The 14,770-nt window shown below is 39.6% G+C and carries 14 protein-coding genes; 5 read left to right on the top strand and 9 right to left on the bottom strand.

The annotated features are described in order from the left end of the window. The first annotated feature begins 3 nt into the window (after nt 1–3). A complete protein-coding gene (locus ADHAQ_RS0102485) occupies nt 4–411 on the top strand; it encodes a hypothetical protein (RefSeq protein ID WP_034256520.1) in 408 nt (135 codons plus the stop codon). 153 nt (nt 412–564) lie between these two features. Here ADHAQ_RS0102485 and ADHAQ_RS0102480 read toward each other — a convergent pair whose 3' ends face one another. Together ADHAQ_RS0102480 and cysC are read right to left on the bottom strand one after the other, a co-directional pair. Beyond that, nucleotides 565–1,665 carry a hypothetical protein gene (locus ADHAQ_RS0102480; RefSeq protein ID WP_245590564.1) on the bottom strand — a complete coding sequence of 367 codons (1,101 nt, stop codon included), beginning with the start codon at nt 1,663–1,665 and terminating at the stop codon, nt 565–567. A gap of 124 nt (nt 1,666–1,789) precedes the next feature. Then, complete coding sequence (gene cysC, locus ADHAQ_RS0102475) at nt 1,790–2,386, bottom strand: adenylyl-sulfate kinase (RefSeq protein WP_051359669.1); 597 nt, start codon at nt 2,384–2,386, stop codon at nt 1,790–1,792. A gap of 227 nt (nt 2,387–2,613) precedes the next feature. Between cysC and ADHAQ_RS24305 the strand changes: the two genes are divergently transcribed. The 3 genes from ADHAQ_RS24305 to ADHAQ_RS0102460 all read left to right on the top strand — a co-directional run bounded on the left by ADHAQ_RS24305 (nt 2,614) and on the right by ADHAQ_RS0102460 (nt 6,224). Beyond that, nucleotides 2,614–3,828, top strand: a complete 1,215-nt coding sequence (locus ADHAQ_RS24305) for a PQQ-dependent sugar dehydrogenase (protein WP_034256519.1) — start codon at nt 2,614–2,616, stop codon at nt 3,826–3,828. Between the two features lie 218 nt (nt 3,829–4,046). Then, nucleotides 4,047–4,955, top strand: a complete 909-nt coding sequence (locus ADHAQ_RS0102465) for an ROK family protein (RefSeq protein ID WP_026461579.1) — start codon at nt 4,047–4,049, stop codon at nt 4,953–4,955. A 42-nt stretch (nt 4,956–4,997) separates the two neighbouring features. After that, nucleotides 4,998–6,224 carry an MFS transporter gene (locus ADHAQ_RS0102460; RefSeq protein WP_026461578.1) on the top strand — a complete coding sequence of 409 codons (1,227 nt, stop codon included), beginning with the start codon at nt 4,998–5,000 and terminating at the stop codon, nt 6,222–6,224. A gap of 169 nt (nt 6,225–6,393) precedes the next feature. Here ADHAQ_RS0102460 and ADHAQ_RS0102455 read toward each other — a convergent pair whose 3' ends face one another. From ADHAQ_RS0102455 to ADHAQ_RS0102430, 6 genes are all read right to left on the bottom strand, one after another. Next, entirely contained in the window at nt 6,394–6,675 is a 282-nt protein-coding gene (locus tag ADHAQ_RS0102455) for a hypothetical protein (protein WP_026461577.1), read from the bottom strand. Nucleotides 6,676–6,990: 315 nt separating this feature from the next. Continuing rightward, on the bottom strand, nt 6,991–9,156 hold the full coding sequence (locus ADHAQ_RS0102450; RefSeq protein WP_026461576.1) for a glycoside hydrolase family 20 zincin-like fold domain-containing protein: 2,166 nt from the start codon (nt 9,154–9,156) through the stop codon (nt 6,991–6,993). 273 nt (nt 9,157–9,429) lie between these two features. After that, on the bottom strand, nt 9,430–10,146 hold the full coding sequence (locus ADHAQ_RS0102445) for an N-formylglutamate amidohydrolase (RefSeq protein WP_026461575.1): 717 nt from the start codon (nt 10,144–10,146) through the stop codon (nt 9,430–9,432). A 52-nt stretch (nt 10,147–10,198) separates the two neighbouring features. Further along, nucleotides 10,199–11,104 carry a S66 peptidase family protein gene (locus ADHAQ_RS0102440; protein ID WP_026461574.1) on the bottom strand — a complete coding sequence of 302 codons (906 nt, stop codon included), beginning with the start codon at nt 11,102–11,104 and terminating at the stop codon, nt 10,199–10,201. A gap of 125 nt (nt 11,105–11,229) precedes the next feature. Further along, nucleotides 11,230–11,811, bottom strand: a complete 582-nt coding sequence (locus ADHAQ_RS0102435) for a CAP domain-containing protein (RefSeq protein WP_026461573.1) — start codon at nt 11,809–11,811, stop codon at nt 11,230–11,232. A gap of 109 nt (nt 11,812–11,920) precedes the next feature. Next, nucleotides 11,921–12,370: a tellurite resistance TerB family protein gene (locus ADHAQ_RS0102430; protein ID WP_026461572.1), complete on the bottom strand. Its 450-nt coding sequence runs from the start codon at nt 12,368–12,370 to the stop codon at nt 11,921–11,923. A gap of 263 nt (nt 12,371–12,633) precedes the next feature. Between ADHAQ_RS0102430 and ADHAQ_RS0102425 the strand changes: the two genes are divergently transcribed. Further along, nucleotides 12,634–13,002, top strand: coding sequence for a hypothetical protein (locus tag ADHAQ_RS0102425; RefSeq protein ID WP_026461571.1), 369 nt, complete (start codon nt 12,634–12,636; stop codon nt 13,000–13,002). Nucleotides 13,003–13,102: 100 nt separating this feature from the next. Here the strand turns inward: ADHAQ_RS0102425 and ADHAQ_RS0102420 are convergent, their stop codons facing one another. Further along, nucleotides 13,103–14,752: a carboxylesterase/lipase family protein gene (locus ADHAQ_RS0102420; protein WP_034256518.1), complete on the bottom strand. Its 1,650-nt coding sequence runs from the start codon at nt 14,750–14,752 to the stop codon at nt 13,103–13,105. Between the last annotated feature and the right edge of the window lie 18 nt (nt 14,753–14,770).

Below are 14,770 nucleotides of genomic sequence, written 5' to 3'. Positions count from 1 at the left end.
CAAATGAGTACCTTGAAGGATAATAAGGAGATGGAATCCGAGAATTTTTATTACACAATCATTCACAAATTAAATGCTACCCTTGCTGCTTATCATCACATCGGAGAAATAGATAAATGTGGCGACTCGTTTGATTCTTTAGATATAGCTTTACATTCCAAAGACATTCAAATTAATCACTTACTTTCGATAACTATGTGTTTGTTAAAGCAGGTGCCTAATTCGCTGTATGTAGATGAATTATTTACTAATTTTTTAAAAGATTATGTTCACCTGGTAAATCCGGAGATGCCAATGCATATGGGCGAATTATATTTGTCGGAAGAATTTATTCGGAAGCATAACCAGGATGAAAAGTTAAGTAAGAATTATAAGGTTAATGCTTACCAGGCAAATAACCTTTGGCTTTAAGACTCTAATAATTTACCGCTTTTTAGAAAGTAAAATTTTCTACAGCCTAATACTTTTATTTTATAATTAGGCAACAGTTATCCTTTACTCTACTTATATAAAATAGAGTTAAATTATATTACCTTACTATTTCAGTTTAAGCTTTTTGCTTTATTATTGATACTGAATGTAAAGTGGTTGGGGCTGCAGACGTAATATTTCTTCCGGGGTCATCAGGCGCCAACCTTGTTTCCGGACATCGTTTTTATAAAAGACCTTGAACCCAGTAAACTGTACAGGCTCACGCTGAATGTAGCGGGAATAAGTACTTCTTTTTAGTGCCGGTGAGCCCCATCCATCCATATGCATTACAATCTGTACCCTGGGGTCTAACTTAATATTTTTATAGTTGGTTATCATGCGTTGGGTAAACCTATGAACAATGAGCAATTTGGGCGGAATTTGATGCTCATCAACTAACTTGGCCAACAAAGAAGTGGCATAATTGATATCAGCAGCATCGTAAGAACCAACACGTCGCCCGGGAACCCCATTGCCTTGCATGGCAAATTCAGCATCTATCCCTAAGTGCACATTTGGTTGTTTTAAAAAAGGTATCAGCCGGGGCAATTCCTCTTGTAAGGTGCTCTGCCCAATCTGAATATCGAGAAAAACTAAGGCGTCTTTTTGTTTGGCCCAACCAATTACCTTTTCTGCCACATGATCAGACATGCGCAGCCGGTATTTACCTCCGGGCCCGGGCTTACCCTGGGCAGTTACTACAATTACATGAAAAGCAGGTTTCACAGGTGTGTTCGGGTCGGCTTTTTGCCAGGCTGCTACCTCCTTATCCAGTCTTGCGAACATTTGTTCTGGTGGCAATTCCCCAAGGATACCCATTCTTTTTGAGAGCGGATTGCCGTAATAAGCTATGATCCGGTTACCGGGTAAAACGGCTCCGGGCAATGGTTCTGGTCCTTTAACCGGCCAACCGGGGAGATTTTTTCGCAGACTATCCTGATTAGCTTTTAAGGGAGCTTTAGCTGTTTTCCTGGTAGTGGAGTCTGCAATTGCCGTGTCTGGGGAAGATGCTGGCTTAACTGGCCGGACTGTACTATCTGCTTTTACTGGCCTAACCTGAGAGGAAACAGACTGGGCGGAAGTTTGCTTTTTATTTTCCTGACAACCGCTGGTAAATAGTAATAGTCCTGCGCTGGCCCAGATAATGTTTCTGAGAATTAGGTTAAAAGACCGGAAGCTAGTTTTATAAGGCACGCTAAGCTAGTTTAAAATGGTGGAAAACAAACAGTATAAGCCAATTCTAACAATAAGTAACTAAGTCAGGAAGATAAAGTTAAAACTTTAGCGATACGGCAAAAGGTGAAATAATATTTTATATTTATAAAGGCCTTATGCGGGGAATAATTGCCTCCATTAGTTGATTTGTACAATCTTCTATGGAATGATAACCAGTAAATAGCTCCAGCGAGGGTCGGTCCGGAGCTTCATAAGGAAAACTGACGCCCGATAGATTAACTACTCCACCACGTAAAGCCCGGCCATACAAGTTTTCCTCATCGCGTTGCACACAGGTTTCTAAAGAGCAATTCAAGTATACTTCCATGAAGTTAGTGACACCAATTATGTTACGGGCAATGGAGCGTATATGGCTAGTTGGACTAATAAAAGTACAGATGGTAATAATGCCACTTTCCAGAAATAACTTAGCTACCTCCGAAGAACGCCTGATATTTTCTTCCTGATCTGCATCACTAAAACTTAAATCGCTGGTAAGGCCCAATCGTAAGCTGTCTCCATCCATCCATTGGGTGAAATAACCTTCTTCTAACAATCGGGTTTCTAATGCTCTGGCTAAAGTACTTTTGCCGGAGGCAGGTAAACCGGTCATCCAAATAACAAGCGGACGCTGTTTTAAAATAGCATGCTTTAACGCCTTTGCATGCTGGGAGTGAATTCGGTGAAGAGCTTTGTTCAAAGTTATAATCTTTACCCTCGGCTGTACGTAGGATTTTTATAAACGTAACAATCAAATATATCTTAGCCTTTCAGAACGTTAGAATATAGGTTTTTTAAAATAAATTTACTTAAACCTGTATGTTCCGTATTTACAATAGTATAGGTTTATTCTTGCTTTATTTTTAGATTGATTTTTAGGTATCTAAGCTATTTTCCTAACACGTTTTAAATTGCTAAAAAGAATTTATGAAAATTTCAAAATTAGTTTTATTAGCACCTTTGGCGCTTATTTTTTCCAGTTGCGATCCTTCCTCCGGCCAAAAGGGAAACGATCCTTCTACAAATAATGCTGCTAGTGCTCCTTCTGTTCCTACTGGTCAATATACGCTTACTGCCGCTTTCCCTAATTTAGTTATCGATCTGCCAGTAGAATTAACCAGCCCCGATGATGGTACAGATAGGATTTTTGTGATTGCGCAAAAAGGTAAAATTCATGTTTTCCCTAACCAGGCGGATGTAAAAACTGCCCCCGTATTTTTAGATATTACGGATAGAATAGTTAGTGGCGGTGAAAGAGGGCTGTTGGGTTTGGCTTTCCATCCGAAGTTTAAAGAAAATGGCTATTTCTATGTAAATTATACCGGAGGCAACCCATTAACAACTTATATTTCCAGGTTTAAAGTAAATCAGGGCAATCCAAATACAGCTGATCCGAAGAGTGAAGAAATATTGTTGACCTACCGGCAGCCTTACAGCAACCATAATGGAGGTAAGGTAGCTTTTGGTAACGATGGATATTTGTACATTGCTTCGGGCGATGGAGGAAGTGGCGGCGACCCCTTAAATAACGGCCAAAACCGAAAAGAATTATTAGGTAAGATCATTCGGATTGATGTAGATAATGCAGCTGGTTCAATGAAGTATGGTATTCCTGCCGATAATCCATTTAAAAACAACACAGAAGGATTTCGGGAAGAAATTTTTGCTTATGGTATGCGTAACCCGTGGCGCTTTAATTTTGACCGGAAAACAGGACTACTTTGGGCTGCCGATGTGGGACAAGATGAAATTGAAGAAGTTGATATAATAGAAAAAGGTGGTAATTATGGTTGGCGTTTAATGGAGGCAAATAATTGCTTTAATCCGGCTAACTGCGACAAAACTAATCTTAAGTTGCCAATATGGACTTACCCACACGGTGCCAGTACCGGGTTGTCTATCACAGGCGGTTATGTAAGTCATGATAAAAATTTACCTGGTTTAGAGGGTAAGTATATTTATGGCGATTATGTGAGTGGTAATATCTGGGCACTTACCTATGAAGGAAATAAAGCAGTAAAAAATGAGCAGATAGGTAAATTAGATGTACCACTTTCTTCCTTCGGCGAAGATGCCCAAAATAATTTGTACGTGCTGGCTTATACCTCTGGCAAAATATATAAGCTAAAACCAGGAAGCTAAATTCTTGACTTTAAAAAATAAAACTCCTGTCAGACCCCCGGCAGGAGTTTTTTATTGCCTTATTTTAAGCTCACAGCTTCTTATACATTTAAAATTACCTATATTTGAAGCATTAGTTTTGAAATAATTTAATGAAAAAGGCAGCCACTTTTAATCAGATTTAAAGTATAATAATCTTCTATAAATATTTTCAGAAATTATAAAAAAGGAACAGAATTATGCAGCCACTTTGGGGAATTGATTTAGGTGGAACCAAAATTGAGGGTGTTGTATTAGAGCCCGGTAATCCTTTCAAGATATTAGCCCGCACCCGGGTAGGTACCGAGTCAGAAAAAGGGTATGAACATATCCTGAATCAAATTAAAACCCTGGTACAATTGCTGAAAGAGGAAACTGGTTTGCAGCCAACCAGTATTGGTATGGGTACACCAGGTATTATAGATCCGGTTACCAAGACCATGAAGAACAGCAATACCACCTGCATGAATGATAAGCCTTTCAGAAGTGATATAGAAGCTGTTTTAGGAGTGCCGGTTTTTACCAGTAACGATGCCAACTGCTTTGCGTTAGCCGAGGCTAATTTAGGAATTGTGCCTGATGTATTTCCTAATGCCGAAGTAGTAGTAGGTTTAATTTTAGGTACTGGCGTTGGCGGGGGTATTGTGGTAAATAATAGGGTCGTACAGGGCAAACAAGGTATAGCTGGCGAGTGGGGACATAATTTTCTGGATGAATCAGGTGGGAAATGCTACTGTGGCCGGATTGGTTGTGTAGAGACCGTAATTTCAGGGCCTGCCTTACAACGATTTTATGCAGATAGAAGTGGCCAAGCGTTAAAATTACCAGAAATTGTAAAACGTTACCAGGAAGGAAACGATCCGGTAGCTAAGGAAACCATGGATCGGTTAATTCATTTTTTTGGTAAAGCACTGGCCGTAGTTATAAATATTCTGGATCCGGATGCTATTGTTGTTGGAGGTGGTGTAGGTAATATAGAGTTACTTTATAACGAAGGGGTAGAAGCCTTAAAGACACGTGTATTTAATAATAAACCTGAAATTTCCTTATTGAAACCAAAGTTAGGCGACAGCGCAGGCGTATTTGGAGCAGCCATGCTTACCGCTTAATTTATTATAATTTATTTTTCTACTAGTAGTTTATAACCATAAATGACAGAGCCTTCTAAGCTACGGCAACTGCTAAAAGTACCCGTTATTGTAGCCGCACTCGGATATTTTGTAGATATATATGATCTGTTACTTTTTAGTATTGTAAGAATTCCCAGTTTAAAGTTTTTGGGAGTTCCTGAATCTGAATTGCTGGAGCAAGGAGTTCGGCTAATTAATATGCAGATGGCCGGCATGCTTATTGGTGGTATACTTTGGGGTATTTTAGGAGATAAACGAGGAAGGCTTTCCGTCTTATTTGGGTCAATTTTACTTTATTCTTTAGCTAATATTGCTAATGGTTTGGTAGTAACCGTAAATCAATATGCTATTCTGAGGTTTATTGCCGGAGTAGGACTGGCCGGTGAACTGGGGGCCGGTATTACCTTAGTTTCCGAAATTCTACCTAAAGAAATCCGGGGTTATGGTACATCTTTGGTAGCTTCGGTAGGGGTTTTAGGGGCAGTTTTAGCTTATTTTGTTGTTGATCTTTTTGATTGGCAGATAGCTTACTTTATTGGGGGTGGGTTAGGGTTATTGCTATTATTAATGCGAGTAAGTGTTTTTGAATCAGGAATTTTTAAAGAGGTAAAAGAAAAGCAGGTAAGCCGCGGCAATTTTTTGCAATTATTTACATCTGGTAAGCAATTTTCAAAGTATTTAAGCTGCATCCTGATTGGTTTACCTATTTGGTTTGTAATAGGCATTTTAGTTACCTTTTCGCCTGAATTTGGAGCCGCAATGGGCGTTCCCGAACCTATTATTGCCGGTAAAGCCATTATGTTTGCTTATATAGGGCTTTCAATTGGAGATTTTTCCAGTGGTTTGCTGAGCCAGTTATTAAGAAGTCGCCGGAAAGTAGTCCTTACATTTATATTACTTACCTCACTGTCTATTATCGTTTACTTATTTGTACCGCTTCAGCATTCAGGAATTGTTTATGGAGTTTGTATGGCGTTAGGTTTCTCTATAGGTTATTGGGCTTTGTTTGTGACCATTGCGGCCGAACAGTTTGGTACCAATTTACGTGCAACAGTGGCTACTACTGTTCCTAACTTTGTGCGGGGTAGTGTTAATATTATTACCCCTATGTTTTTAGCGCTTCGGGTGCAATTTGGGGTGCTAAATGGCGCAGCAATAGTGGGCGGAATTACAGTTATAATTGCGCTGCTTGCGCTATCGCAGCTAAAAGAAACCTTTGGTAAAGACCTTAATTTTTTAGAAGAATAAATAAACTTGCTTGCTGAAGTTGAGAAAACATAACCAGCTTGGCTTATTTGGAAAAGAGTAACCGAGATAGTTAAAGTATAAATGGTAAGGTCTAAAATTAAATAAAAAACAGGCGTAAACATTCAGGTTTAGAATAGTTACGCTTGTTTTTAAGTTGGATGGTAAGGCCTCAGATACTAATGTAACAATTATCCAGATAAGGCGCAGCTTCTGCTTCCGATAAAATCTTGTAGGTCGTAATTAAGTTATCTTTCTCTTCGTCAAAACGGGTAATTTCCAATAAGTATAAATCAGTAATGGTCTTATAAAGAGAAAAAGTAGTTGGCACAAGAGATGGGTCATCTAAAAACTTCTCACTTTGCAAAACGCCAAGGGCTAATTGATCAAAAATATCAATCTTAAACTTCTTCCCGCACTCCGTTTCGATAAACCCTGTAAAGTCCAAATCCATACAAACCCTTTTAAGATCTTTTATAGATTTTTATACGAAAGTTAATATAAAAAGGTGTTGCTGCCAGTTTGGGTCCTGTAATCTGTTTATAACAGTTTAATTAGAAGAAATTTTTTAAATATTTTAAATAAGAAGCAATATATAAGGGAAGGTGTATCCAAAATATTAGATCTCACCTTATTAACTGCCCAGAGAGTGATTAAAAATCCCGGATTGAGGTAAATGGCCTTTAATAGAAAAACCTTAAAGCACCTATAAGCTTTTGCCTTTAGGTACTTTAAGGTTTGGATAAATTTAACTTTCTGTTAAAACAAACTATTGAATGGAATTTGCCTTGGCTGCCCGGGCAACTTCTATATCTTTAGCTACTTCTGGCCGATAAATAGACCAGTGGAAGCGCAGCTTATCATTTTGTTCTTTAGTATTTCCTGGCTGCTCACTAAAATGAACCAGTGGCATTTCTTTGTAAATAGGAGAAGTAATGGCTACTACTTTATCCCAATATTCTAAAGATTTTTCCAGGTGTTTTACAGCGTTCTGTTTGTTTGCTTCGCCACCTTTGGTTCGGTAGGTTTGTAAGTCCACCGCTCCCCGCAATTTTTCGGCAAAATATAATCCCAGGTTACCCCAGACTTTTACATCGGCCACTTCATACATAAAGGTATTGTTATTGCCAGGATTTATGTCCTTAACTAAGTCTAATGCTTTATTACTATCATCCTCCAGCATCTTAGCCAGTACCAGGGGGGTAATTTTATTCTTTTCAAAAGTACCGCCGGTAGTTATAGTCTTTACATAATCTTTCACCGAAACATAATCCGGGTCCAATACCGGTTGATTAATCTGACGATCAACTGAAATATAATCTACACTTTTCTTTACCGGATCGAGCGCCAGAAAGCCTTCACTATATAGAGAAAAGTCCCAGGTAAAGTCGAATGAAGAAGCTAAGCGTAGGGGAGTAGTACCGGCATGGGTATAAGCAGCCAATAAGTTTTCGGCTTTCGGGCCATAGCGACGGGTAAATTCTGCTTTAAATAAGGCATCAGGAGTAGTTGGATTATACAGTAACCGGCCCCATGTTTTATAAAATAACCATTGCCGTTCAAAAGCATATTTCCAATCTACTGGTCCGCCTATTTTGGTAAAATAATCTAAAGCAGGAATATACGTTTCAGAACCTATGAAATAACCACCTACATATTCGGGGCTATTCTGAGCAATATGTTCCCGCACAAAGCCAGGTACACCCCAGCGTAGGCAAAAGAAATCCTCGTTGCGGGCTGTCCAGGTTATTTTGTAATCTTTAGGTACGGGATTCCAGTAGGTGCCATATAATTTACCGCCGTGTACTTTAATTAATTTAGGGGTAGAGTGCGCATGCGACCAATTAAATTTTAAATCGGCCCAAACCGGCCCTTCTATAAAAGGCATGGCGGCTTCTTTTTCTATTCCCCGGCGGGTTATCTGTTCCATTTCTACGGAGGTGGCTCCTAAAGAGCCGGTATTGCCGGAGAAAGGAATGCGGTGTACTAGTTTCGTTTTACGGTTGGCATTACGCATGCCAGCAATTATAACTTCTTGCATCCAGTCTTCCCGTTGCTGCGGAGTCATGCCTCCCATACCCTCGCCAAGCGTTAAACCAAAACCTGTTAAATCCGGGTATTCCTGCAAAACCTGGGTTACACTTTCGCGGGTATAGCGTTTTATAATAGCCGAGGTATCCCCGTCTACAAAGAAATGATGTTCCAGGTTATCCATAGCCACATTATGAGCTTTGGCAAATTCGGGACTTACAAATATGTTAAAAGGGATAAGGTAAGTATCTATGCCTCGTTCTTTAGCCATTCTAAAAATTCCCCGATGCAACTCCTGCCACTGTTTTAATTCTTTATCACTGAAGGGGGTGGCCTCTGGGAAATTCTTGGCTTTAATCATGTAGGTATAAGGGTGCAGGTTCCAAAGCGTTAGTGCATTGAACCGGTTTTCTACCATCATATCCAGAAAAGCTTTCCAGTAATTTAAATCCCGGCAGGTTTCGTAGTGCTGATCCAGGGAGTAACTGTGGCGGTAGGTATCCCAAGGCAAGTCAAATTTTATGGCCCGGAAAGGTAGATTAGGCTTTTCGCTAGCGGCTTTAATATTCTGTAAAGCTGTTCCATTGCCTAAGTCTTCGGCTATAGCTAAACTGCCATAGATTAAGCCCGTAGCATCGCCGCCAGTAATGGTGATTTTTTTATTCTCGGTCGTAATTTTGTAAGCTTCTTTACCTAAGGCACCTGATTTAATTTCCAGATTAATAGTATAATCAGTACTTCCGTTATTCAGGGTATAACCTTTCTTTGCTAACGCTTTTTGTAGCCGATCGGCAGCATAACCAGCCTGAGGTAAGGCTTTGTTATAAACCACTTTCACTTTTTGGGCAACGGCAATTTTTAAGAACAAAAAAAAGAATAAAAAAAGAAAGGGGACTCTTTTCATAAAGAAGCTTTTAAAAGTTTATAGAAAAGGAAATTGTTTAAATGCCAAGCTTTTTCCGAAGCTTACTGTAAAACAAACAATAAATTAAGGACGGAAAAGGGAGAAAAGGAAATATAAAAGCAAATTTAATTTTACTAAAATAATCTTAATGAAGTTATTAGGACTACCAAGCTCATCTGCCATAGCCCTTAAAGTCTACGGCCAAATTTTTTTTGATAACAACCGTTATACTTTTTAAAGGCTTTAAGTAATTATTTTACTATAGTTTTACTCTTAGTACTTGGTTTGATTTTTTATTACTAATGCTAAAGCAGCAGTCAGGTTTCTAATCAAGGCATTCCATCCTTTCTTTTCGCCGCTTAAGAAAAATTTCTGATTTACTTCTAATTCAAAGCCTGCGTAGTGCGGGTCGGTAAATTGTTTTCGTAAGTAGGTTGGTAAGCCGTCGGCTATACCTGGGTAAGGCGAATTATATTGAACTTTAAGATCAGAGTTTTGGGCAAGTAATCCGATTTTAAATATATCTGCTATTCTTTGTTCAAAAGAACGGACCGGGTCAAATAAAATTCCAATGTCGGTTTCGCGTACTTTTCCATCCATAGCTGGAGTAAAGGTATGCACTGCTAAATGAATGACTTGGTTGCCATTTGTAATCTCACTTTTAATGGCAGATTCTACCTGTTTCCGGTGTGGGAAGTAAAATTGTTCCAGTATCGTTTCCTTAGCTGGTTCGGGTAAGTTTTTGGTGTATTGGGAAAACAATTCTTCATTATCTAAAGACCGGTTTGCTTCTACCAGTAAACGTGAAGTACTGGTAAAATAAAACGGCAACTTATTATATTTAGCCATAGATTTTGCTAACCATAAGGCCCCAAAATCTATGGCTTTATGGCTATAAAGTACTTCTTCCTGTCCGTAGAATAGGTGCTCGTAGGCAGCAGGAATATTATTGCCGGCGTGTTCACAAGTAAGGATAAAGGATTGGGGCATAATCGAATATTTAAGGCTTGCGTTCAAATAACTCCGGGAAATATTTTAGTATTTATTCCATAAAACGAATGGTGGAACCTGACGTTGTTACCTGGAGCCTAACCGGAATTCCAAATTTTAAAGCCAGATTAGGGCTGCTATGTCCAGCCGGGAAACCAAAACAAACCGGAAAATCTAATTCTTTAACAGCATTATGAATAATTTCTTCCGGGGTCATGCCAAAAGGCGGTTCGTCTTCCAAAATGTCGGTCAGGTGCCCAATAATCAGTCCTTTTAAATACTTGAATTTACCGGCCTTTTTCAACGACATAATGTAGCTGTCTAAACGAAAATGCTTTTCTCCAACTTCCTCTAAAAATAAAATATTACCGTTTGTGTTAACCTCAGAAAAAGTACCCTTGGCATTACATAGAATACTGGCAGTTCCTCCTACCAGGATGCCTTCTGCCACTCCCGCTCTGTTTAAAGGATGGGTTTTAATGGTATAAGATAATTCTTCGCCAAAGAGTGCTTTGCGTAAACTTTCCCACGAGGCTTCCTCATATCCTGCTTCTAAATCGGCGGCCATAGTGGCCTGGATGGAGGCTGTACCAAGCGAACCTTGCAGGTGGCTATGTAAAAAGGTGGTATCGCTGTAACCCACTATCCACTTGGGCTTGTACTTGTAGTTGCGAAAGCTTACCTGGTCTATTATCCGAAATATCCCATAGCCTCCTGTAGTTTGTAGAATAGCTTTAATTGCATCATTATCCAGCATTTCCTGCAGATCGTTTTTTCGCAACTCATCTGGTCCGGCAAAACTGCCCGCCCGGGGGCCGATGGTTTTACCTAGTACAGGTTCTAGTTGCCAGGACTTCAGGATATCTAAGAGCTGGTTTATATAGCTTTCTTCAGTAAAATTACTGGTACTTATAACGCCTATTTTATCACCTGCTTGTAAATAAGACGGTTTTATCATAGCTCCTTTTTTATCTTTATCCGCTACGAAATTTATCCCGGAGAGTTAAAGCAAGGGCTAACACTAATGCTTAGGAATACCTTTGCAGGTTTATCACATTTTTAGCCGTTCAGTTGTTTCCTGTTTTAATTAGAAGCAATTAAGCGTTGAGTCTTTTTGTTTATTCTGGCGTTGCCCGTCATAAAAACTACCGTATTATATACATATTTGCCATCATAAATGGTGTGGATGCCAACGCGGGTATATTGGGGAGTAAGTATAATAGCATTATGACCAGGAGACCGCTGGTATTGGGTAAACATTAATTGTTCAAGGCTCTTAAATGGACTTATGGCCCTGTTTAACGGTTGGTTGTTCATGCCTGCCTTGGCATAACAAATCTCGGCACAGTTCTCACCTGCGGTTGCTACTCCAACTGCACTTACCCGGTCCCGGATACGGGGGAAACGGGCGTTTTGATGAAGTTTATTCACATCATCGCCCCGTTTTTTAAATTTCTTTTTTATATAGTTATCCAGTACCTGGAGGCGGGCCGCTTCTTCTAACCCATCATCATAAACTACTTTGGGTAAACCATAAGCTGCCCGGTACTGATTAATATAATTAAGCAGGTTCTGATTTTTAGATTTTGGATATTTATTGTATTGGGCGGTTGCGGTACTAAAAAATGATAATAAAATTAGGGCAAGTAAAAATAGTCTTCTCATTCCAACTGGTCTATTCGTTTAGTTTGAAGCTAACCTTCATAGGCTTTTGATAAATGAACGAACAGCCGGAAATTTTGATATACCTCAAATTAATTTTTACTACAGGATTTTAAAATATACCGTTCCCCTTATTCTTAATTAAAATAACCTCCACTATTTTATTTGCTAAATCTACTTCCATATCCAAAGCAGAATAAAGGTATTTAATCAATTCTCTTTCTTTTTCGTCTATTCTTCCGTCCGCCAAAACCAACTCAATAATTAGGGCAAATAAGGTCGCCTTATATTCTGGTGAAATAAAATCAACACTGTTATCAATTAATTGTTTGCTGCCAATCTGGGTATGAGCCAACATTACCGTTTTATAATACTCCAGGATGTTATGGCCTTCAAACAATTCTTTATTAGCCAAAGTTTGAGCCAACTCGTCCAATTCTTCTTCGGCTACATCTTCATCAACAGCAATACAAGCATGCATAATGGCTATCCAGGCTTCTTGTTCATTCTGAGGTTGGTAAGTAATATGGGGTAAATTTGTCGATTCGTTAAAAACTCCCATTTGTAAAAGTTTAGTTAAAAGATCAGATATAGTTTAAAACAAAAATAGAATTAAACGCTTATATTCTTTATAAGCAAAATGAATTAACCGTGTACGAAAGTTGTTGCAGTAGTGGCGAAGATAAAAGCTAAATATTAAAATATAAATTAATGTAAATATTTTACCTTAAATTTGTATTATTAAAACAAAAATAAGCTTTTTTTGCTTATATTATATAATTTATCTAATTTAATAGCCTCATGTTTATTAGGAACAGAATAGATATGGTTGAAGTTCGAACATTGAATCTTAAACTACGTCTGGAACCAAATTTGTACGGGAGTGATCGGGGCAAAGGAAATTACCTTATTGAATTAATGGGGGAAAGCCCATTTGATGTAAGTAAGTCTTTCTCTGAAAAGATTTATACCGATAAAGACCAAAAGCCTTTTACTACGGTAGAAGATGCGGCCAAATTTGTAAACCAAACAGCAGTTTTTTGGCAAGGGCAAATTAAGGAGTTTCCTTTGTTGGATATTACCGGTGTACAAGAATTAGCAGATATATGGGAGCAGTTCTCTACTTCTATAAACTCTTTTTACTCTGGTTTGGGTGATCAAACACCTTCACCTAAAGAGAATTATCATAACTAATATACTTTCCATAGAAAATGGAGAGTTGACATTTTATAATTAAGAGACTAAAAAAAAGGCCTGGATTACCAGGCCTTTTTTAATTTAATATTGGGTCTGTTTATTTAGTAGCTAATTTTTCCAGAACCAGGTAACGGTCACGGGTGTTATCAGTTTCTAATCGGGTATTAACATCAATATGCATAACTGGAGCTGGTGCCCCATTTTTGATAGCTGGCCAAGTTGGTAAACCTTTTCCATTTGGGTTGCCAGTTTTAATAAAGTTCTCAAAATAACCTTGCATCACTTCTGATACCTTATAATCCTCCGGAGTCCAGGCATAAACCTTGTTTGTCCCCAGGTTCCCTAGGGCGTATTCAATTTCAGCGGAGTGTACTGCTCCACGTGCCGGAGCTGCTTTTTTAGCGGATGCATCCGGGTTTCTGATTACCCCACCGGCTAAACCTGGTACAGCGTTACCCATTTCTGGGGTCATTTCTGGTCGCGGACGGGAGTACATGTACCGGTAAACCGGTTTTCCGCCCGTTTTGCTATGTACATCTATCCACTTCCAGGTACTAAAACCAATAAATCGGTCGCTAGCCAAATTGGTAGCAGCCTGGGTTGCGTCGGCATCAGTAGTGGCCGGATAAGCTTTTAATACTTCCCCTGCATTTTCTCCGTAAAGTTTTTGTAAGGCTTTTGTGTAGTTTTCCAGGGTCGGAGCATCCTGACCTAGAACAGATCGGGCGTTTTGTTCTTCTGAGTTCCAGCCCGCCAGTAATGGCACATGGGCTTGCTCCCCGGCTGCAAAGATATCGGCCGGTGCCTTAGGAAAAAAGTAACCGTCTACTACTACCGGAAAGCGCGGAGTACCCGGTTTGCCGGTAGCTTCTAAAAGCTCCTGGGCCGGTAGTGCCCGTAAAGCGGTCAAAGAGTTTGCTCCTAAGCTCTGAGCAAATTTTACGCCCTCCTGTTCAGCCTGAGCGAGTTTGGTAGTTGGTTGTAGGGCTAACAAAGACCCACTTTCACCAATTGCTCCGGCAATTAAATGTCGCGATAAAGGCGAAGCCATTTGGGCACTCACGGAAAAAGAGCCAGCAGATTCTCCGGCAATAGTTATTTTATTAGGATCGCCACCAAAAGCAGCTATGTTTTGTTTTACCCATTTTAGGGCAGCACTTTGGTCCATCAGGCCGTAATTGCCGGAAGCCTTATTCGGCGATTCCTGCGTTAGTTCCGGATGAGTCATAAATCCAAATACACCCAGCCGGTAATTTACGGTTACTGCTACTATACCTCGTTGGGACATACTTTCGCCATCGTACCGGGGTTCAGAACCATCGCCAGCCACAAAGCCTCCGCCATAAAAGTAAACCAGAACAGGTAAACGTTCTTTGCCCGTTTTGGCCGGCGTCCAGACGTTTAGGTAAAGGCAGTCTTCACTTACCCCATTAGAGCGAAAATTCATGTCGCCGAACAATGGCAATTGCATTGCACGTGGCCCAAATTGTGTCGTTTTTTTTACGCCTTGCCAATTTTTTACTGGTTGAGGAGCTTTCCAACGGAGTTCACCAACCGGAGGAGCCGCAAACGGAATGCCCTTAAAGGACCGGATACCACTCTTTTCAACAGAGCCTTCCACCTGTCCGTTTGCAATAGTAACACGGTTGGAAGTACTATTCGAAGTGCTTTTAGTTTGGGCCTGGGTTAAGTGCAGTAACGGAAAAGTTATCAGCCAGGCACAAAACATTTTATTAAGAAAGTGCATAGATTATTTAGTTGTTGA

It is taken from the genome of Adhaeribacter aquaticus DSM 16391 (assembly GCF_000473365.1).
In the GTDB taxonomy this organism is placed as follows: Bacteria; Bacteroidota; Bacteroidia; order Cytophagales; family Hymenobacteraceae; genus Adhaeribacter; species Adhaeribacter aquaticus.
Note: the sequence above shows the minus strand (reverse complement) of the source record. Positions and strands in the feature narration are given on the sequence as shown.